The organism is Nocardia rhizosphaerae, from assembly GCF_042650365.1.
GTDB classification, from domain to species: Bacteria; Actinomycetota; Actinomycetes; order Mycobacteriales; family Mycobacteriaceae; genus Nocardia; species Nocardia rhizosphaerae.
Genome location: NZ_JBHSBA010000003.1, coordinates 799,827 through 819,481 on the forward strand (window position 1 = coordinate 799,827; position 19,655 = coordinate 819,481).

Sequence of the window (19,655 nt, forward strand, 5' to 3'; positions counted from 1 at the left end):
GCGGGTGAGCTCGGCGCGAACAGCCCGGTGGAGCTGACGGCACTGGCGACGGGCCGTCGGTTCGACCAGGACCGGGCCGAGGCTGCGGTCAGGGAACTGCTGCTCGCCGTCGGCGAGGACCCGGACCGACCCGGCCTGATCGACACCCCGGCCAGGGTGGCCAGGGCCTACCGGGAGATGTTCGCCGGGCTCTACACCGAGCCCGACGAGGTGCTGGCGACCACCTTCGACGAGGGCCACCAGGAACTGGTGCTGGTCCGCGACATCCCGATGTTCTCCACCTGCGAGCACCACCTGGTCTCCTTCCACGGTGTGGCGCACGTCGGCTACATTCCCGGCCCGCACGGCCGGGTGACCGGGCTGTCCAAACTGGCCAGGGTGGTCGACCTCTACGCCAAGCGCCCGCAGGTGCAGGAACGGCTGACCAGCCAGATCGCCGACGCCGTCATGCGCAGGCTGGAACCACGCGGCGCGATCGTCGTGGTCGAGGCCGAACACCTGTGCATGGCGATGCGCGGTATCCGCAAGCCCGGTGCCAGCACCACCACCTCGGCGGTGCGCGGCCTACTGCAATCCAACGCCGCCTCGCGAGCCGAGGCGCTGGACCTGATTCTGCGCAAATGAGCGAGCACCTCGTGACCGCGCGGGACGGACGCTCGTGTGTGGTCATGGGCGTGCTGAACGTGACCGGGGATTCGTTCTCCGACGGCGGTCGCTACCTGGACGCCGGACTCGCGGTCGCGCACGGTCTCGCGCTGTTCGAGGCGGGCGCCGACATTGTCGATGTCGGTGGTGAGTCGACCAGGCCCGGCGCGCATCGGGTCGACCCGGCCACCGAAGCCGCCCGCGTCGTCCCGGTCATCCGCGAACTCGTCGCCGCCGGCGTGCCGACCAGCGTGGACACCATGCGCGCCGAGGTGGCCGCTGCCGCTCTGGACGCGGGTGTCTCGGTGGTCAACGATGTGTCCGGCGGGCGCGCCGATCCGAATATGGTGAAGGTCGTCGCCGAGTCCGGCGCCCCGTGGATCCTCATGCATTGGCGGGCGGGCGCCGACTACCGGCACACCGGCCCGGCCGACCACTACGACGACGTGGTCGCCGAGGTGCGCGCCGAGCTCGGCGCGCAGGTCGAGCTGGCCGTGGCCGCCGGTGTACCGCCGGAGCGGCTGATCCTCGACCCCGGCCTCGGTTTCGCCAAGAACGCCGAGCACAACTGGGAGCTGCTCGCCGCGCTGCCCGAACTGGTCGGCGGCGGTTTGCCCGTCCTGATCGGCGCATCCCGCAAACGGTTCCTCGGCGCCCTGCTCGCCGACGCGTCCGGCCCCCGGCCGCCCGCGGGCAGGGAGACCGCCACCGCGACAGTGTCCGCGCTGGCCGCCACGCACGGGGCGTGGGGCGTGCGGGTGCACGATGTGCGGGCCTCGCTGGACGCGATCGCCGTCGTCGAAGCGTGGCAGCGCGCCACCGCGGCCAGAGGAGGCACCCGATGAACTCGCCACTGCTTCCCCCGCCGGCGGGCAGGCCGGCGACCTCGCGCATCGAACTGCGTGGACTGCGCGTGTTCGGCAGGCACGGGGTGTTCGATTTCGAGCGTCGCGACGGCCAGGAGTTCGTCGTCGACCTGACGGTGTGGGTGGATTTCGCCGCGGCCGCCGCCTCCGACGATCTCGCCGACACCGTCGACTACGGCGCGCTGGCCGAGCGCGCCGTGCGGATCGTGGCCGGTCCGCCCCGCGACCTCATCGAGACGGTGGTCTCCGAGATCGCCGACGACGTGATGGCCGACCCGCGGATCGAGGCGGTCGAGGTGGTCGTGCACAAGCCGTCGGCCCCGATCCCGCACACCTTCACCGATGTCAGGGTGGTGGCCACCCGGTATCGCACGGTCGAGCCGGGGCCGCGACGATGACTCGCGCGGTCCTGTCGATCGGTTCCAACCTGGGCGACCGGCTCGCACACCTGCGCACCGTGGTCGCCGCGCTCGGCGAGCGGGTACTCGCCGTATCGCCGGTGTACACCACCGCCCCGTGGGGCGGCGTCGATCAGGACGATTTCCTCAATGCCGTTGTGCTCGCCGAGGATCCGGCCTTCGACGACTACGCCTGGCTGCGCTTCGGGCAGGAGCTCGAGCAGGCGGCGGGGCGGGTCCGCGAGGTGCGTTGGGGTGCTCGCACGCTCGATGTCGATGTCATCGCCTGCGCCGACGAGTCGGGCGCCGATATCGTCCGCGCAGGCGATCCCACGTTGATCCTGCCGCATCCGCAGGCGCGGCACCGTGCCTTCGTGTTGGTGCCGTGGCTGGCTGTCGAGCCGTCGGCGCGGTTGTGGGTCGACGGTGCCGAGGTCCCGATCGCCGAGCTGCTCGCCGGGCTGGAGCCCGCCGAACGCGCAGGCGTGGCGCGGACCGACCTGAGGCTGCTCGACGACGAGAGCGTGGACCGGTGCTGAAGCCGACGCGGATCCTCGACCTCGCGTTGAATGTGGTGGTGGCCGCCGCCGTCGCCTGGGTCGGCACCCGCTTCGCGTATTCGACGTTCCCGTCCATCTCGGTGGCGGCCGGTGCGTCGCTGCTTCCGGTCGCGGCGATCGAGGCGGCGCTCGGATTCGTCATCAAGGCCAAGATCGCCGACGAGAAGATCGGCGACGGCCCGAAGGAGCTGCATCCGATCAATGTGGCGCGGTCGGTCGCGTTGGCGAAGGCCTCGCTGCAGGTGGGTTCGCTGGCGGCCGGTGTGTGGCTCGGGTTCCTGCTGTGGGTCTTCCCACAGCGCGGCACGGTGACGGCGGCCGCCGCCGATGCCCCTGGTGCGGTAGTCGGCATGTTCGCCGGTTTCACCCTGGTTGCTGCGGCTTTGTGGCTGGAGTACTGCTGCCGGGCACCGGAGGAACCACCGGACGAACCCGCTACCACCTAGCAATTTGCGAATGGAATCACCGCGTTCTTTGGTAGGCCGACCAGCACTTTCCGGCTACCCTGGCCCACATGGTTTCACCCTCCCGTAGCACCTTGCCCCGTCGACGGCGGGACAACGCGGGAAAGCTCTTCATCGGCGTGCTCATCCTGCTCGGTCTGACAGCAAGCGTTTTCCTGATCTTCAGCGAGAACGTCCACTATGTTCGAATCGGCCTGGTAGCGGCGTTGTGGGCGGCCGTACTCGGCGCTCTCGCTGCCACCAGATACCGCAAGGAAGCCGCGGTCGACCAGGCCAAGGTGCGCGATCTGCAAACGGTGTACGAGTTGCAGCTGGAGCGCGAGATCAACGCACGTCGCGAGTACGAGATGGGCGTCGAGGCCAGGGTTCGTGCCGAGGTCGGCGCCGATGCTTCCGAGATCGCGGCCTTGCGAGCCGAGCTCGCTCTGCTCCGCCAGAATCTGCAGGCCCTCTTCGACGGCCCGCTACCCGACGAGCAGCCCGCGCTCCAGGCCGACGCGGTGCGGATCGACGCATTGCCCGCCGCCGAATTCGACGCCTTCGACGACTCCGATCAGGAATTTCCGGATAGCCCGGTGGATGCCAACGCCGCCTGGTTCGGACCGTGGCAGCAACCGCCCAGCGCATTGAAGCCGGTCTTCATGCAGCCGGGGGCGGCCAACTTCGCCGACCCGTATGACGACCCGGTCACCGCAGAGACCTCCGCGGTCCAGCTCGACGACTACGCCGAGGCCAAGCAGGCCGAGCAGCAGGCGGCGGAGCAGGCGGCCAACGGCAAGACCCCGCCACCGCGCCTGTCGGCACCGAATACCCGCCGGGTCGACAACGACGGCAACCCGATCGCCGACGCGGCGACCACCGGCGAGACACCGGCGGTCGACCGCTCTTCGGCTGAGGAGACCCCGGCCGAAGACGGCACCGAAACGACCTCCGGCGAGTCAGCTCCGGCTGAGACCGTCGGCGCTGAGGCCGCCCCGGCCGTCGGCACCAGCTCGCGTCGCCGCCGCCGCGCCGAGGAGGAGGGCGCCCCACGTCTGTCCGTGGCCGACATCATGGCCAACCTCCAGCAGGAGTCCGGCTCCCGGTCCTGACCAGCGGGGTGCGATAGATCACGTGGCGCCCCCGTGGCGTCGCGTCGGCACCCCCGGATACCCTCGATGCGTACGTCCGGTACCCGCTCGGCGGGACTGGAACGAAATCGAGAGGACAACGTTGACCTCGAGAAGTGTCAATTCCGATGGCGCGCACGTGGGTGTCGACCCTGCGCCCGCACGACTGACGGTGGGAATCGTCTCGGCGGGACGGGTGGGTTCGGCTCTTGGTGTCGCGCTGGAGCGAGCCGGTCATGTGGTGTTCGGTGCCGCCGCGATCTCCGATGCCTCGGTGCACCGGGCGCGCACGCGGCTGCCCGATTCGCAGATCCTGCCGGTGGAACAGATCGCCGCGCGCAGTGAACTGCTGCTGCTCGCCGTCCCCGATGCCGAGCTGGCCGGGCTGGTCAACGGCCTTGCCGCCGCGCGGGTGGTCCGGCCTGGCACGATCGTGGTGCACACCTCCGGCGCCAACGGCGTCGGTGTGCTCGCGCCGCTCACCGACCAGGGCGCACTCGGTCTGGCGATCCACCCGGTGATGACGTTCACCGGCCACGACGAGGACATCGCTCGGCTCGCCAACGCCTGCTTCGGCATCACCGCCGCCGACGAGGTGGGGTACGCGATCGGTCAGGCGCTGGTGATCGAGATGGGCGGCGAGCCGGTGCGGGTGCCAGAGGAGCAGCGCACCCTGTATCACGCCGCCCTCGCGCACGGGGCGAATCACCTGGTCACAGTCATTGTCGACGCGGTCGCCGCGCTGCGGACCGCACTGGCCGGGCCCGGTCTGCTCGGCCAGCCGGTGGTCGACGAGCAGCCAGGCGGCCTGTCCGAACGCCTGCTCGCCCCACTGGTCTCGGCCGCGCTCGACAACGCCCTGCGCCGGGGCGCCGGCGCGCTGACCGGTCCGGTGGCACGCGGCGATGTCGACGCCGTCGTCGCACATCTGTCCGCGCTCGAAGCGGTGGACGAGCGCCTGGCCGCGGCCTATCGCGCGATGTCGCTGCGCACCGCCGAACTCGCCAAGACCAATCCGGCACTGCTGGACCTGCTCGCCAAGGAGGGCCACTGATGGAACCGAGGGAAGTGCACCATCATCGGGGCGGCGCGCGGGCTTCCGGCGCGTACAAGCCCGGCGCGCTGACCGTGCATCACGACCCCGAGGTCATCGAAACGGTGACGCGGACCCTGCGCGGCGCGGGCCGCACGATCGGCTTCGTGCCGACGATGGGCGCGCTGCACGAGGGGCACCTGCAGTTGGTCCGGCAGGCCAAGCTGACCAATCAGGTCGTGCTCGTCTCGATCTTCGTCAACCCGCTGCAGTTCGGCGCCAACGAGGATCTCGACGCCTACCCGCGCACCCTCGACGCAGATCTGGAACTGCTCCGGCATGAGGGCGTCGACCTGGTCTTCGCGCCGACCGCCGCCGACATGTACCCCGACGGGCAGCGCACCACGATCATGCCGGGCCCGCTCGGCGCCGAACTGGAAGGCGAGACGAGGCCGACGCACTTCGCGGGCATGCTCACCGTCGTGGCGAAGCTGCTCAACCTCGCGCACCCTTCCGAGGCGTACTTCGGCGAGAAGGACTACCAGCAGCTCACTCTGATCCGGCAGATGGTGCGCGATCTGAACATGGACGCGAAGATCGTCGCCTACCCCACGGTCCGTGAGCCGGACGGGCTGGCGCTCTCCTCGCGCAACCGGTATCTCGACGCGACCCAGCGCGAGGCCGCGCTGGCGCTGTCGGCGGCCCTTGCCGCGGGCGGGCACGCCGCCGGGCTCGGTCCGGAGGCGGTCGTGCGGGCCGCGCGCGGGGTGCTCGACGCGGTCGACGGCCTCGACCTGCTCTACCTCGAACTCCGCGACTCGAATCTCGGCCCCGCGCCCACCGCGGGCAATGCCCGGCTCCTCGTCGCGGCCAAGGTGGGTACCACCCGGCTGATCGACAACGCCCCGATCGTCCTGGGCGCCCAGCTCGACGGGCACCCCGACGCGAACTCCCTGCCTGCCACCAAGGCGCACTGAGAAAGGCCACCACGATGCTGCGCACCATGATGAAGTCGAAGATCCACCGCGCCACGGTGACCCACGCCGACCTGCACTACGTCGGCTCGGTGACCGTCGACCAGGACCTGCTCGACGCCGCCGATCTGCTCGAGGGCGAACAGGTCTGCATCGTCGACATCGACAACGGCGCCCGCCTGGAGACCTATGTGATCGCCGGCGAGCGCGGCTCCGGCGTGATCGGGATCAACGGCGCCGCAGCCCATCTCGTCCACCCCGGCGACCTGGTCATCCTCATCGCCTATGGGCAGCTGGACGAGGCGGAGCTGCGCGAGTACGAACCCAGGGTGGTCTTCGTCGACGAGCGCAACCGGCAGGTGGAGCTCGGCTCCGACCCCGCGCACGCGCCTGTGGGCTCCGGCCTGACCTCCCCGCGCTCGCTGTCGTTCGCCTGAGCACGGCGGGGGGAACACGATGCTGCTGACCATCGACGTCCGCAATACCGGGATCGAACTCGGCCTGTTCACCGGAAGCGGTGACCATGCGAAGCTGGCGCGGCACTGGCGGATTCATACCGATCCGCTGCTCACCGCCGACGAGTTCGCCATGCAGGTGCGCGGCCTCGTCGGTGCCGAGCTCGACCAGGTGGTCGGCGTATCGGCCCTGTCGACGGTGCCGCCGGTGCTGCGCGAGCTGCGCACCATGCTCGCGCGGTACTGGGCGCATGTGCCGCACGTGCTGGTGGAACCCGGTGTGCGGACGGGGATTCCGCTGCTGGTGGACAACCCGAAGGAAGTGGGCGCCGACCGCATCGTCAACTGTCTCGCCGCGTTCCGCCGGTTCGGTGGCCCGGCGATCGTGGTGGATTTCGGCACCGCGATCTGCGTCGATCTGGTCTCGGCCAAGGGCGAGTTCCTCGGCGGGGTGATCGCGCCCGGCGTCGAGATCGCTACCGAGGCGCTGGTCGAGCGCAGCGCCCTGCGCCGGGTCGAGCTCACCCGGCCGCGCTCCGTGCTCGGTAAGAACAGCATGGAATGCATGCAGTCGGGCGCGGTCTTCGGCTTCGCCGGGCTGGTCGACGGCCTGATCGACCGCATTCGCGACGAGTTCGACGCCTTCGCGGGCGCCGAGGTGACGGTGGTGGCCACCGGTGCCGGTGCGCCGCTGATCGTGCCGGAATCGGAGACCATCGACCAGCACGAACCGCATCTGACCCTCACCGGCCTGCGGCACGTGTACGAACGCAACAAGAAGTAGGTGTGGCGCAGCTCATTTTCGCGGTCGCGGAGCTGAGCTGCTAAACTCACGCTCGTGTATTTCCGTGTGAGCACCCAGGAGTGTTGTCGAGGCTGACTGCCTCGACCGTTCGAGGCTGACGTTTCCCCTCGACCGATTCACACCTCCTGGAGATTCGCTCATGCGTTCCTCTGTCCTTTCCCTTTCCCCGGCGCGCGACGGCTACCCCGTGACGCCCCCGCTCGACCGGGCGGTGGCATCCGCGCTGCCCACCCGGCTGCGGCCCGCCGACCTGCTGCGACTCACCGACGAAGGCGCCGAGGACGTGCTCTCGGGCCGCTACGACCACCTGCTGCCCGGCGACGGAATCTGGCCTGCCGACCGGCGCTGGGCGACCCGCCTGATCGCCGACGACGAGGTCGATGTCTGGCTGATCAGCTGGACGCCGGGTAAATCCACCGAATTGCACGACCATGCCGGGTCGCTCGGCGCGCTCACCGTGCTCAGCGGCGCGCTCTCGGAATTCCGCTGGAATGGCACCGAGTTGCGCAGGCGCACCCTCGCCGCGGGCGATCAGGCCTCCTTCCCGATCGGCTGGGTGCACGATGTGGTGCGCGCGCCCGCGGCCGCCGAATCCGTCGGCCCGCTCGATCCCACGCTCAGCGTGCACGCCTATTCCCCGCCGTTGTCGGCGATGTCCTATTACGAGGTGACCGGCAACGGGACCCTGCGCCGCACCGAAACCGTCCTCACCGACCAGCCCGAAGGTGATCTGTGATGAGTCGTTTGACGATCGATCAGATGCTCGAGAACGCTCGTGCCGAACTGCGCAGGCTCTATGTCTACGATCTGCCCGCCGCGCTGGCCCGTGGCGCCATTCTGGTCGACATCCGGCCCGCCGCGCAGCGGGTGCGCGAGGGGTCGCTACCGGGTGCGCTGGTCATCGAGCGCAATGTGCTGGAATGGCGGCTCGATCCCACCTCGTCGGCGCGTTTGGCACTGGCCACCGACCACGACGTGGAATGGATCGTCTTCTGCTCGGAGGGTTACACCTCGTCGCTGGCCGCCGCCGCATTGCAGCAGCTGGGATTGCATCGGGCCACCGATCTCATCGGCGGCTACCAGGCGCTGAAGTCGGCGGGGATGACCTCGGTCGCGGTCGGCGCCCCGCATTTCGCGCGCGAACTGAATGCGCTCGCCGCGCTGTAGCGTGTTCGCCCGCACCGCGCGGTCGGTGAGTCGTGCTGTCCGCGTACGTGTTCGGGCGGCGCGGCGCCGGGATTTTGTTTCAATCGTGTGACGAGGATTGCATCCGGTCGAGGAATGGTCGGCGAGCTGTCCGGTGACCGCCGAGAACACCACGGGGCGGACGATATCCATTTCCGGGGCACGCTACTGTTATCGGATGTGAGCACCCCTGATCCCGCCGATACCGGCCGCGCCGTCAGTTCCGCCGTGGACAGTGATGTCCCCGAGCAGATGCGGATCCGCCGGGACAAGCGGGAACGGCTACTCGCCGCGGGCGGCGAGGCCTACCCGGTGGTGGTGCCGCGCACCCATACTCTCGCCGAAATCCGGGCCGCGTACCCGGATCTCGAGCCCGATACCCAGACCGGTCTGCGAGCAGGCATCGTCGGCCGGGTCATCTTCGTGCGCAATACCGGCAAGTTGTGCTTCGCGACCCTGCAGGAGGGCGACGGCACCAAACTGCAGGCGATGATCAGTCTGGGCGGTGTCGGCGCCGACGCGCTCGCCGCCTGGAAGTCCGATGTGGACCTCGGTGATTTCGTCTTCGTGCACGGCGAGGTCATCTCCTCGCGCACCGGCGAATTGAGCGTCATGGCCGACTCGTGGTCGATGGCGGCCAAGTCGCTGCGGCCGCTGCCGGTGGCACACAAGGAGATGAACGAGGAATCGCGGGTGCGGCAGCGCTATGTCGACCTCATCGTGCGTCCCGAGGCCAGGGAAATGGCCCGTACCAGGGTGAACGTGGTCCGCGCGCTGCGCAACGCGCTGGAGCGCCGCGGGTTTCTCGAGGTAGAGACCCCCATGCTGCAGACCATCCACGGTGGTGCCGCCGCGCGCCCGTTCGTCACCCATTCCAATGCGCTGGACATGGAGTTGTTCCTGCGTATCGCGCCGGAGCTGTTCCTGAAGCGCTGTGTGGTCGGCGGCCTGGAGAAGGTCTTCGAGATCAACCGCAACTTCCGCAACGAGGGCGCCGACTCGACGCACTCGCCCGAGTTCGCGATGCTGGAAACCTACGAGGCCTACGGCACCTACGACGACTCGGCGACGATGACCCGGGAATTGATCCAGGAAGTCGCGCGGGAAGCATTCGGCACCCTCGTGGTGACGCTCGCCGACGGCACGGAATACGATCTCGGCGGCGAGTGGACCACGGTCGAGATGTACCCGTCGCTGTCGGAGTCGATCGGTGTCGAGGTCACCCCGGAAACGACGGTCGAGGAATTGCTGACGCTGGCCGATCGGGTCGGCCTGGAAATTCCCGTCGGTAAGGGCTATGGCCACGGCAAACTTGTCGAAGAACTGTGGGAACACGTGTACGGCGACAAGCTGTACGCACCGACTTTCGTTCGTGACTTCCCGGTGGAGACCTCGCCGCTGACCCGGCAGCATCGCAGCAAGGCAGGTGTCACCGAGAAGTGGGACCTGTACGTTCGCGGCTTCGAGTTGGCAACGGGCTATTCGGAGTTGGTCGACCCGGTGATCCAGCGGGAACGGTTCGTCGACCAGGCGAGGCTGGCCGCCGCGGGCGACGACGAGGCCATGGTGCTCGACGAAGACTTCCTCGCGGCGATGGAACATGGTATGCCGCCGACCACCGGAACCGGTATGGGAATCGATCGCTTGTTGATGGCACTGACCGGTTTGGGAATCAGGGAAACGATCCTGTTCCCTATTGTGCGGCCGACTAGTCGCTGACCAGTCGATTTGCCAGGGGAAGCCCCCGTGTTGGAATTTTCGTAATTAGAGGTATTCTTGCCTCGGGTATTCGGCCTGGAGGCAGGCTTGACGATTTCGAGAGGACGTTCATCTCATGGCAAAGAAGGTCACCGTTAGCCTGATCGACGATGTCGACGGTGAGTCCATCGCGGACGAGACCATCGAGTTCGCTATCGATGGCGTGTCGTACGAGATCGACCTGTCCGAGGCAAACGCGGCGCGGCTTCGTGAAGGCTTGGACGAATGGGTCGCCAACGCCCGTCGGGTGAGTGGCCGTCGCCGGGTGAAGGCGGCCGGCGCGCCCGCGCCGCAGGGTAAGAGCCGCGTTTCCATGGACCGGGAACAGAGCGCAGCAATTCGTGAATGGGCCCGCCGCAAGGGCCACAAGGTCTCGGCTCGCGGCCGCATCTCGGCCGATATCACCGAGGCGTACAACAAGGAAGTCGGCAAGGCCTGAAGCTCGACGGCGGTCCGGAGGTCGCTCGGCACCAGCGGCTACCGGACCGCCTTCGCGCCTCCGGCGCACCTGGGCCGGGCCATGGGTCGACCGTCGTCCTGGCGATAGACTGATGTTCGTGCGCAAGGTTTTTCACATCGGCGGCCGAGTGGCAGCCACGATCGGGCGAGAACATGGGTAGCTCGCCGGGCACGGGCGAACATCCCGGCGTCCATCCCGCGACCCGCCGACGGAACCGTCGACGCGCACTAGTACGGCCCGAGTCGCGCACAGGCGGGAGAGGAGGCGGTGCAGCGCAATGACAAGCATGTCCAGTTCCTTTTTGCGGTACACCGACGACACCGGGCGTCAGCACGAACTGTCGCTCGATCCCGCACAGCAGCGTTTCACGATCGGCCGGAATGTGCAGGCCGATCTGGTCCTCGGCTGGGATGCAGAGGTCTCCCGGCTGCACGCCGCGGTGGAATATCTCGGCGCGCACTGGACCATCGTCGACGACGGACTGTCCCGAAACGGCACCTTCGTCAACGGTGAACGGTTGATCGGCAGGCGCAGGCTGAGTCCAGGCGACCGGATCCGGGTCGGTACCACGCTGGTGCATTTCTTCGATTTCGGCGGTGTCGTCGACGACGCGACGCACACCTCCTCCGGCTCCATTCCCACCATGCGCTCGCTCACCGACACCCAGCGCGCGGTGCTGATCGCGCTGTGCAGGCCATACAAGCACGGAACCGGTTTCGCCACGCCCGCCTCCAACCAGCAGATCGCCGAGGAATTGTTCCTCTCCATCGATGCGATCAAGACCCATCTGCGCGCGTTGTTCGCGAAGTTCGGGGTGGAGAATCTGCCGCAGAACCAGAAGCGCACCAGGCTGGCGGCGTTGGCGATGCAGAGCGGGATGATCTCCGACCACGACCTGTGAGGGTCGCGACGATCGCGTAGGCGCGTGAGCGTCTGAACCATGTCGGCCGGTGGCGCTGCGGCGTTGACTTGTCCACAACGCCGGAGCGCAGGATCGAGCTCCGGGTAGACGAGTCAGGAGACGTCATGTTCGCACCTCGGATGGCCGCGATCGTGCTGGCCGTGCTCAGCACCGGACTGATCGCCGGGGTGTTCTACGCCTACGCGATCTCGGTGATGCCCGCCCTGGCCAGGACCGGTGATCGCACACTGATCGAGGTCATGCAGAAGGTCAACGTGGTGATCATCAACCCGTGGTTCATGCTCGGGTTCCTCGGCACGGTCGGGTTCACCGCGCTGGCGACGGTGCTCAGCCTCGGCAGGGACCATCGCACGACGCTGGTCTGGCTGGCGATCGCCCTGGCGCTCAATGTGATCGCCTTCGCCGTGACGGGCGCGCTCAACGTGCCGCTCAACAACGCGCTGGACGCCGCGGGTGACCCGGCCGCGATTGTCGACACCGCCGTGGTACGGGCCGACTACGAGGCCGCCTGGGTGCGCTGGAACATCCTGCGCGCGGTGCTGCACACGGCCGCTTTCCTGGTGCTGTGCGGCGCGCTGGTCGCGGCGGGCGTGCAGCATGGCCGGTCGGCCGCGCCGACCGGTGACGCGCCTGTCTGGCAGCGTGTTTCGCAGCAGAGCGTGTCGCAGCCCACCGGCGGGGGTGTGGTGGTGCCGCCCGCGCGCTGACCGAGATCCGCCGATAGCCCACGCGATCACTGGAACGTGTTCCATCATGTCTGGAACACGTTCTAGTGAGGAGTCGTTTCATGCGACGTAGTTCGAGATCGTTGCTTGTCCTGGCCGCCGCGGCGCTACTGACCTGGGTGACCGCGGGCACCGCCACCGCCGAGTACCCGGTCGACTACAACTTCTTCGCCGGGATCGCGCCGGAGCTGACCAACCGGGGAGGTTCGCTGCCAGGCGCGAACGACCCCGGCTGTGTCCCGTCGGCCGCCCATCCGAATCCGGTGGTGCTGCTGCACGGCACCGGGGGCGGTGGGCAGACGAACTGGGGCGTGTACGCCCCGCTGCTGGCCAACGAGGGCTACTGCGTCTATTCGCTCACCTACGGCGCCTACCCGCTGCCATGGCCGGTCTCGGCCATCGGCGGCATGCGGCCGATCGAACAGAGCGCCGCGGAGGTCGCCGCGTTCGTCGATCGGGTGCTGGCCGACACCGGCGCCGCCAGGGTCGACTTCGTAGCCCACTCCCAGGGCAATATCGTCGGCAACTACTACATCAAGCGGCTCGGTGGCGCGGACAAGGTGGACAAGCTGGTGGGCATCGCCACGCCGTGGCTGGGCACCAACCTCCTCGCCGTCGGCGACATCGCCGCGTACAGCCGGGCGCTCGGCCCAGGCCCAGCCTTCGATGCCGTGTCCTCGTCGCTGTGCCAGGCGTGCGGGCAGATGTTCGCCGGGTCCGCCTTCCTGGCCGCCCTCAACGCCGACGGCGTGTACAGCCCGCAGGTCACCTACACCAATATCGTCACCACGCTCGACGAGATCGTCGTCCCGTACAGCTCCGGCGCCGTTCCCGGGCCGAACGCCACCTCGATCGTCGTCCAGGACGGCTGCGCCCAGGACTACTCCGAGCACATGGCCATCGCGGGCAGCCCGCGCGCCGCTGGTCACGTCCTCAACGCGCTCGATCCGGCCAGGCGGGCGCCGGTGCCGTGCGAGTTCGTCCCGCCCTTCACCGGTTGACGCCATCGCCCCGCGCTGTTTCGCTGTCGGCAAAACTCGAGGGGAAACGAATGCCGCGACGTGCGCGTTATGAGTGAATGACCATGTTGCCGCCGGTCATCAATAGGGAGGACCGGCGGCGGCGGCATCCCCTGCCAACTAGAGTGGAAGGCGGGGGCCGCAACCCCCGGGCTTCATGGCAGGCTGACGGCGACAGTTGTCGGTCCGACGCCCTAGGTTGTACCGAGCACACTGCGGCGTCTGTTGCCAGAATGTCGGAGCAGGAGAGTGAGGGAGCGATGTTCGAGAGGTTCACCGACCGCGCGAGGCGTGTCGTTGTCCTGGCCCAAGAAGAGGCCCGGATGCTCAACCACAACTACATCGGCACCGAGCACATCCTGCTTGGGTTGATCCACGAGGGCGAGGGCGTGGCGGCGAAGTCGCTGGAGTCCCTTGGCATCTCGCTGGAGGGTGTGCGCAGCCAGGTCGAGGAGATCATCGGTCAGGGGCAGCAGGCCCCGTCCGGTCACATCCCCTTCACCCCGCGCGCCAAGAAGGTGCTGGAGCTGAGCCTGCGCGAGGCGCTGCAGCTCGGCCACAACTACATCGGCACCGAGCACATCCTGCTCGGTCTCATCCGTGAGGGCGAGGGCGTGGCCGCCCAGGTGCTGGTCAAGCTCGGTGCCGACCTGAACCGGGTCCGTCAGCAGGTCATCCAGCTGCTGTCCGGGTACCAGGGCAAGGAGCCCGTCGAGGGCACCGGCTCGCGCGGCGAGGCGGGCACCCCGTCCACGTCGCTGGTGCTCGACCAGTTCGGCCGCAACCTCACCCAGGCCGCCCTCGAGGGCAAGCTCGACCCGGTCATCGGCCGCTCGAAGGAAATCGAGCGTGTCATGCAGGTGCTGAGCCGCCGCACCAAGAACAACCCGGTGCTGATCGGCGAGCCCGGTGTCGGTAAGACCGCCGTGGTCGAGGGCCTGGCCCAGGCCATCGTCAACGGTGAGGTCCCCGAGACCCTCAAGGACAAGCAGCTCTACACCCTCGACCTGGGCTCCCTGGTCGCGGGCAGCCGCTACCGCGGTGACTTCGAAGAGCGCCTGAAGAAGGTGCTCAAGGAGATCAACACCCGCGGCGACATCATCCTGTTCATCGACGAGCTGCACACGCTCGTCGGCGCTGGTGCCGCCGAGGGCGCCATCGACGCGGCCTCGATCCTGAAGCCGAAGCTGGCCCGTGGCGAGTTGCAGACCATCGGCGCGACCACCCTCGACGAGTACCGCAAGTACATCGAGAAGGACGCCGCCCTGGAACGCCGCTTCCAGCCGGTGCAGGTCGGCGAGCCGACCGTCGAGCACACCATCAACATCCTCAAGGGTCTGCGCGACCGCTACGAGGCGCACCACCGGGTGTCCATCACCGACGGTGCCCTGGTCGCCGCCGCGACGCTGGCCGACCGCTACATCAACGACCGGTTCCTGCCGGACAAGGCGATCGACCTCATCGACGAGGCGGGCGCGCGCATGCGCATCCGCCGGATGACCGCGCCGCCGGACCTGCGCGAGTTCGACGACAAGATCGCCGACGCCCGCCGCGAGAAGGAAAGCGCCATCGACGCGCAGGACTTCGAGAAGGCCGCGCGCCTGCGCGACAAGGAGAAGCAGCTCGTCGCCAAGCGTGCCGAGCGCGAGAAGCAGTGGCGTTCCGGTGATCTGGACGTCGTGGCCGAGGTCGACGACGAGCAGATCGCGGAGGTGCTGGCCAACTGGACCGGCATTCCCGTCTTCAAGCTCACCGAGGAGGAGACCACCCGTCTGCTCCGCATGGAGGACGAGCTGCACAAGCGGATCATCGGCCAGGAAGACGCCGTCAAGGCCGTCTCCAAGGCGATCCGCCGCACTCGCGCCGGCCTGAAGGATCCGAAGCGCCCGTCCGGCTCGTTCATCTTCGCCGGCCCGTCCGGTGTCGGTAAGACCGAGCTGTCCAAGGCGCTGGCGAACTTCCTGTTCGGCGACGACGACGCGCTCATCCAGATCGACATGGGCGAGTTCCACGACCGCTTCACCGCCTCGCGTCTGTTCGGTGCCCCTCCCGGGTACGTGGGCTACGAGGAGGGCGGCCAGCTCACCGAGAAGGTGCGGCGCAAGCCGTTCTCGGTGGTGCTGTTCGACGAGATCGAGAAGGCGCACCAGGAGATCTACAACACCCTCCTGCAGGTGCTCGAGGACGGCCGTCTCACCGACGGTCAGGGTCGTACGGTCGACTTCAAGAACACCGTGCTGATCTTCACCTCGAACCTGGGCACCTCCGATATCTCGAAGGCGGTCGGCCTGGGCTTCACCTCCTCGGACAACACCCAGTCGAACTACGAGCGGATGAAGCTCAAGGTCAACGACGAGCTGAAGAAGCACTTCCGCCCCGAGTTCCTCAACCGCATCGACGACGTGATCGTCTTCCACCAGCTCACCAACGAGCAGATCGTCGAGATGGTGGACCTGATGATCGGCCGCGTCGCCAAGCAGCTGAAGAACAAGGACATGGCGATCGAGCTCACCGATCAGGCCAAGTCGCTGCTGGCCAAGCGCGGCTTCGACCCGGTGCTCGGTGCCCGTCCGCTGCGTCGCACCATCCAGCGCGAGATCGAGGACCAGCTCTCGGAGAAGATCCTCTTCGGCGAGATCGGCCCCGGCCAGACCATCGAGGTCGACGTCGACGGCTGGAACGGCGAGGGCCTGGGCGAGGACGCCAAGTTCACCTTCGTCGGCAAGACGAAGCTCACCAAGGCGCCCGCGGGCGACGACAAGCCCGAGGTCGTGCTCACCGGAGCAGGCGAGGGCACCGCGCCCGAGTCGGCCGCCTCCGGCGAGTAGCGCTCGGCGCGACGACAAGCCCGCCCCTGGGTTTCCTGGGGCGGGCTTTCGTCTGTCAGCCGAAGTGCTGGATGAATCCTGACCCGCGTTCGGCCGCGTACCGGAACACTTCGACCAGTCCGTCGTAGTGATGTCGGAGGTATCGAGCCCCGTCGCCGCTGTCACGGACCCAGATACCCGGATAGATCCGCGCGGCGTCCATCGCCGCGGGATCGAAGAAGGGCACGAGCGCATCGAACGGATACTTGTTCAGCCGTTGCGATGCGTCGGCCACGTCATCGGGGCTCCACGCGAAATAGGTATCCCTAGCGAGCGGATTGCCGGTATAGAACAGGTCAACTCCGGTGCGAGCCTCCGCCAGCAGATACTCCAGGCCCGCCCAAGCCTTATCCAGATACCCACTCGGCTCGCCCTTTGGGGTTTCCAGCTCCGCGAGAAACTCGTCGAGCACCTCCGTCACCGCGCTCACCCGCTCCAGATCCGCAGCGCTCACCCTGGTGAACGACATGATCACCCCCATACTGAGTTCTCCTTCCCCATGAGATACCGCCGAAGGTAGGAACGGGGGCTTGGCGTTCGCTTTCGGGCTGCTTGCGGTGGGGTTCGGCGGTGGGTGGATCGGCGTACGGTGGGGTTGTCCATCGCAGACAGGCACGGGGGTGTTGATATGACGGATTCGCAGCGCACATTGATCGCGGTACTGCTCGACCGGTCCGGTTCCATGCAGTCGATCAAGGCCGATACCGAGGGCGGGCTCGCCGCGTTCTTCGAGCAGCAGCGGGAGGTGCCCAAACGCGTCGAGGTGACCTTGGCGCAGTTCGACACCACCTATGAGGTCGTCTACACGAACCGGCCGCTGGCCGAGGTGCCGCCGCCGAATCTGGTGCCGCGCGGGGGGACCGCGCTCTACGACGCGGTGGGCAAGCTGGTCACCGACGTGGGTGCCGAACTCGCCGCCCGTCCTGAGCACGAGCGCCCCGGTACCGTGATCGTCGTCGTGCTCACCGACGGCCATGAGAACTCCAGCCGCGAATGGACGAACGAGGCGGTGCGCTCGCTGATCGAACAGCAGGAAGACCAGTACGACTGGACCTTCCTGTTCCTCGGCGCGAACATGGACGCCGTGGCGATCGGCACGAGCCTGGGCATCGCTCCCGGCCAGGCCATCACCTACGCCGCGTCACCGGCCGGTGTGGCCGGTGCGTTCGGGGCTGCCGCCGGGTATGCCCGCCGTACCCAGGCTGCCGCACCGGGCGCCCCGCGCGGCACCTTCACCGACGAGGAACGCCGCCGCGCGAACCCCGGTACGTAACTCCGCCACAACTGCCGCCGCGGTAACACGGCTCAGGCCGCATCGTCCTTTTCGAACCTGGCGATGAAGCGGACTTCGAGTGCGAAGGCCAGCCTTTCCAGCATCCCGATTGTCGGGGTGCCGCCGCCGGATTCGAGTCGTGAGACCTCGGGCTGGCGCAGCCCTGCTCGTCCAGCCAGTTGTGTCTGTGTCAGTCCGAGCTCGAGCCGTCGTTCGCGAATCGCTTCCGCCAGTTCGATAGCCAAGATCGCCTCGGCCCGCCCTGCCTCGTATTCCACGGCGTCGAAGCTCGGACTGCTCATCCGTTCCCGCCGCAGGTCATCCATCGATGGGTGCTCGTTCATGATTGGCTATCTCCTGTCGAAATCTGTGTGGGCACAACCATGTTCTGATTCGCACACTTTGCGCAGTGCCATGGCCCGCGCAACCTCGCCCGTTTCCCGCATCCGAGTCTTGCGGAAGACTGTCAGCAGCACGATGCGACGCCCCGGGGCCAACCAGTACGTAATCCGAAGCTCCCGCGGATGGAGGTGGAAGCGCAGTTCCCGCACTCCATCGCCGAGGTTGCGCGACCAAGGTTCACCTAAGGTTGTCGCTCGCTCGGCGAGCATGCCCACATACACGTCTACCTGGGCGAACTCTCGGGTTGTCAGTGATCGCAGCCATCCGGCGACCTCGGGTTCGAGTTCCAACTGATAGAGGTGTATAGGATTGAGCCTATATAGGCTCAATCCTATTTGCAAGGTGGTGCTGCTGGCGGTTCGGGTGGACGAGCTGGATCCGTAGGCGATGGCAATGAGTGGCAGGCGATGCCGCGTCCTGGCTGCGCTACGGTCGCGTCGAGCTGGTAGCCGCGTCGTCGGTGTCCGGCGTGCGGACCTGCGCGGGCAAGCGGGCCGCCACCCGGAACCCGCCGGACGGTCGGGGGCCCGCGGTGAGCGCGCCGCCGAGCGCGTGCGCGCGCTCCCGCATCCCGATGATGCCGTTGCCGCCAGGCCCGCCGCGCGCCGCGACGCCGGTCGGGCGGGTGTTGTCGACGGTGATGTCCACCGAGGCGGGGGTGTAGCGCAGAGTGATCGTGGCGGTGGCGCCGGGAGCGTGCCGCACCACATTGCTCAGCGACTCCCCGACGATCCTGGCCGCGGCCACGTCGATGACATCCGGCAGCTTCTTGGGCGTGCCGATGATCTTGGTTTCGACGGCGAGCCCGGTCGCGCGGGCGGGCGCGAGCAGGCCGTCGAGGTCTTCGAGGGAGGCAGGCGGAGTGTGCCGGGCGGGACGCGGGGGCTGCGGCGCCGGCGCCGGAACGGGCGCGTCGGCCACCGCCGTCTCCGCCGCGGCGATGGGTGAGGCGGGTTCCCCGGCATGGATGGTGTGCAGCAACGTGCGCACCTCGGTGAGCGCCTCCTTGGAGGTGGTCTTGATGGTGGCCAGCGCGGCCGCCGCCTGCTGCGGTTTCCGGTCGAACAGTTCCAGCGCCACCGAGGACTGCGTGTTGATCAGCGAAAGACTATGGGCGAGTACGTCGTGCAGTTCGCCGGTGATGGCGAGCCGTTCCTCACAGGCGGCCCGTGCCTGCCGCGCCTGCTCGTCGCGGCGCACGGCCTCAGCCAGCTGTTCGCGCGCGAGCCGCACGGTCCGGCGTGACCGGATGCCCTCGGCCACACCGATGAGCACGCCCAGCCACGCGAGCAGTCCGAAGACCTGCCAGGAGCCGGTATCTCGGCCGAGCAGTGCGGGCAGCGGCCAGACCAGGAGCAGGAAGCCGACCGCGATGATCGGGTAGGTGCGCCTGCGCGGCCCACGGACGGCGGCGGTGAGGAAGGCGATGACCAGCGAGAGGAAGATCGGCCCGTACCCGTAGTCGCGCAGGACATAAACCAGCGCGGCGAACAGCGTCACCAGCAGCACCGGTACGGGCAGCAGCCGCCGGAATCCCAGCGCGATCGGTCCTGCGAGCAGCAGCAGGTAGGCGAACGCGTCGAGCGAACGCACCCCGGTTTGGTGCGTATCGGCACCGGAACTCGCGGCGAACTGGACTATCGCCACCACCGCCGCGAGGCTCCAGTCGCGGACGACCGAACCACGCTCCCACTTCGCAGACGCTCCCACCTCTGTCAGCCTATTGCGTGTCGGT

Annotated in this window: 23 protein-coding genes; 19 read left to right on the forward strand and 4 right to left on the reverse strand. The window is 68.1% G+C overall.

Features of this window, described 5'->3' with window-relative positions; translation table 11 throughout:
* Positions 1–27 precede the first annotated feature (27 nt).
* The 18 genes from folE (at position 28) to ACFOW8_RS05350 (ending at position 16,206) form a co-directional block, all read left to right on the forward strand.
* Positions 28–624 carry a GTP cyclohydrolase I FolE gene (folE, locus tag ACFOW8_RS05265; protein ID WP_378548499.1) on the forward strand — a complete coding sequence of 199 codons (597 nt, stop codon included), beginning with the start codon at positions 28–30 and terminating at the stop codon, positions 622–624.
* A complete protein-coding gene (folP, locus tag ACFOW8_RS05270; RefSeq protein WP_378546227.1) occupies positions 621–1,490 on the forward strand; it encodes a dihydropteroate synthase in 870 nt (289 codons plus the stop codon). The genes folE and folP overlap by 4 nt, the downstream gene beginning before the upstream one ends.
* Entirely contained in the window at positions 1,487–1,909 is a 423-nt protein-coding gene (folB, locus tag ACFOW8_RS05275) for a dihydroneopterin aldolase (protein ID WP_378546230.1), read from the forward strand. The genes folP and folB overlap by 4 nt, the downstream gene beginning before the upstream one ends.
* Complete coding sequence (folK, locus tag ACFOW8_RS05280) at positions 1,906–2,448, forward strand: 2-amino-4-hydroxy-6-hydroxymethyldihydropteridine diphosphokinase (RefSeq protein ID WP_378546233.1); 543 nt, start codon at positions 1,906–1,908, stop codon at positions 2,446–2,448. Before folB ends, folK begins: the two co-directional genes overlap by 4 nt.
* Positions 2,442–2,915 carry a DUF3180 domain-containing protein gene (locus ACFOW8_RS05285; RefSeq protein WP_378546236.1) on the forward strand — a complete coding sequence of 158 codons (474 nt, stop codon included), beginning with the start codon at positions 2,442–2,444 and terminating at the stop codon, positions 2,913–2,915. The genes folK and ACFOW8_RS05285 overlap by 7 nt, the downstream gene beginning before the upstream one ends.
* Positions 2,916–2,983: 68 nt before the next feature.
* Positions 2,984–4,024: a DUF6779 domain-containing protein gene (locus ACFOW8_RS05290; RefSeq protein ID WP_378546239.1), complete on the forward strand. Its 1,041-nt coding sequence runs from the start codon at positions 2,984–2,986 to the stop codon at positions 4,022–4,024.
* A gap of 157 nt (positions 4,025–4,181) precedes the next feature.
* Positions 4,182–5,096 carry a Rossmann-like and DUF2520 domain-containing protein gene (locus ACFOW8_RS05295; RefSeq protein ID WP_378546242.1) on the forward strand — a complete coding sequence of 305 codons (915 nt, stop codon included), beginning with the start codon at positions 4,182–4,184 and terminating at the stop codon, positions 5,094–5,096.
* Positions 5,096–6,052, forward strand: a complete 957-nt coding sequence (panC, locus tag ACFOW8_RS05300; RefSeq protein WP_378546245.1) for a pantoate--beta-alanine ligase — start codon at positions 5,096–5,098, stop codon at positions 6,050–6,052. Before ACFOW8_RS05295 ends, panC begins: the two co-directional genes overlap by 1 nt.
* Positions 6,053–6,066: 14 nt before the next feature.
* Entirely contained in the window at positions 6,067–6,486 is a 420-nt protein-coding gene (panD, locus tag ACFOW8_RS05305; RefSeq protein WP_378546249.1) for an aspartate 1-decarboxylase, read from the forward strand.
* A gap of 19 nt (positions 6,487–6,505) precedes the next feature.
* Complete coding sequence (locus ACFOW8_RS05310) at positions 6,506–7,288, forward strand: type III pantothenate kinase (protein ID WP_378546252.1); 783 nt, start codon at positions 6,506–6,508, stop codon at positions 7,286–7,288.
* Positions 7,289–7,448: 160 nt separating this feature from the next.
* Positions 7,449–8,045: a cysteine dioxygenase gene (locus ACFOW8_RS05315; RefSeq protein ID WP_378546255.1), complete on the forward strand. Its 597-nt coding sequence runs from the start codon at positions 7,449–7,451 to the stop codon at positions 8,043–8,045.
* Positions 8,045–8,476, forward strand: coding sequence for a rhodanese-like domain-containing protein (locus tag ACFOW8_RS05320; RefSeq protein ID WP_378546258.1), 432 nt, complete (start codon positions 8,045–8,047; stop codon positions 8,474–8,476). Before ACFOW8_RS05315 ends, ACFOW8_RS05320 begins: the two co-directional genes overlap by 1 nt.
* A gap of 270 nt (positions 8,477–8,746) precedes the next feature.
* Positions 8,747–10,213, forward strand: a complete 1,467-nt coding sequence (gene lysS / locus ACFOW8_RS05325) for a lysine--tRNA ligase (protein ID WP_378548502.1) — start codon at positions 8,747–8,749, stop codon at positions 10,211–10,213.
* Positions 10,214–10,328: 115 nt separating this feature from the next.
* Positions 10,329–10,691 (forward strand): histone-like nucleoid-structuring protein Lsr2, encoded by a 363-nt coding sequence (locus ACFOW8_RS05330; RefSeq protein WP_019044650.1) that lies wholly within the window; start codon positions 10,329–10,331, stop codon positions 10,689–10,691.
* Positions 10,692–10,989: 298 nt separating this feature from the next.
* Positions 10,990–11,613, forward strand: coding sequence for an FHA domain-containing protein (locus ACFOW8_RS05335; RefSeq protein WP_378546262.1), 624 nt, complete (start codon positions 10,990–10,992; stop codon positions 11,611–11,613).
* A gap of 125 nt (positions 11,614–11,738) precedes the next feature.
* Positions 11,739–12,341, forward strand: a complete 603-nt coding sequence (locus tag ACFOW8_RS05340; RefSeq protein WP_378546265.1) for an anthrone oxygenase family protein — start codon at positions 11,739–11,741, stop codon at positions 12,339–12,341.
* A gap of 80 nt (positions 12,342–12,421) precedes the next feature.
* Positions 12,422–13,360, forward strand: coding sequence for an esterase/lipase family protein (locus tag ACFOW8_RS05345; protein WP_378546268.1), 939 nt, complete (start codon positions 12,422–12,424; stop codon positions 13,358–13,360).
* A gap of 278 nt (positions 13,361–13,638) precedes the next feature.
* Positions 13,639–16,206 carry an ATP-dependent Clp protease ATP-binding subunit gene (locus tag ACFOW8_RS05350; protein ID WP_378546271.1) on the forward strand — a complete coding sequence of 856 codons (2,568 nt, stop codon included), beginning with the start codon at positions 13,639–13,641 and terminating at the stop codon, positions 16,204–16,206.
* A 55-nt stretch (positions 16,207–16,261) separates the two neighbouring features.
* Here the strand turns inward: ACFOW8_RS05350 and ACFOW8_RS05355 are convergent, their stop codons facing one another.
* Positions 16,262–16,726 carry a YfbM family protein gene (locus ACFOW8_RS05355; RefSeq protein ID WP_378546275.1) on the reverse strand — a complete coding sequence of 155 codons (465 nt, stop codon included), beginning with the start codon at positions 16,724–16,726 and terminating at the stop codon, positions 16,262–16,264.
* Between the two features lie 147 nt (positions 16,727–16,873).
* Between ACFOW8_RS05355 and ACFOW8_RS05360 the strand changes: the two genes are divergently transcribed.
* Positions 16,874–17,518: a vWA domain-containing protein gene (locus ACFOW8_RS05360; protein WP_378546278.1), complete on the forward strand. Its 645-nt coding sequence runs from the start codon at positions 16,874–16,876 to the stop codon at positions 17,516–17,518.
* A 32-nt stretch (positions 17,519–17,550) separates the two neighbouring features.
* On the opposite strand, the gene ACFOW8_RS05365 is transcribed toward ACFOW8_RS05360, so the two are convergent.
* The 3 genes from ACFOW8_RS05365 to ACFOW8_RS05375 form a co-directional block, all read right to left on the reverse strand.
* The gene (locus ACFOW8_RS05365) at positions 17,551–17,862 is read right to left on the reverse strand and encodes a helix-turn-helix domain-containing protein (RefSeq protein ID WP_378546281.1); all 312 of its coding nucleotides are present in this window, start codon (positions 17,860–17,862) and stop codon (positions 17,551–17,553) included.
* Between the two features lie 6 nt (positions 17,863–17,868).
* On the reverse strand, positions 17,869–18,261 hold the full coding sequence (locus tag ACFOW8_RS05370; RefSeq protein ID WP_378546284.1) for a type II toxin-antitoxin system RelE/ParE family toxin: 393 nt from the start codon (positions 18,259–18,261) through the stop codon (positions 17,869–17,871).
* A gap of 85 nt (positions 18,262–18,346) precedes the next feature.
* Complete coding sequence (locus tag ACFOW8_RS05375) at positions 18,347–19,630, reverse strand: sensor histidine kinase (RefSeq protein ID WP_378546287.1); 1,284 nt, start codon at positions 19,628–19,630, stop codon at positions 18,347–18,349.
* Positions 19,631–19,655 lie beyond the last annotated feature (25 nt).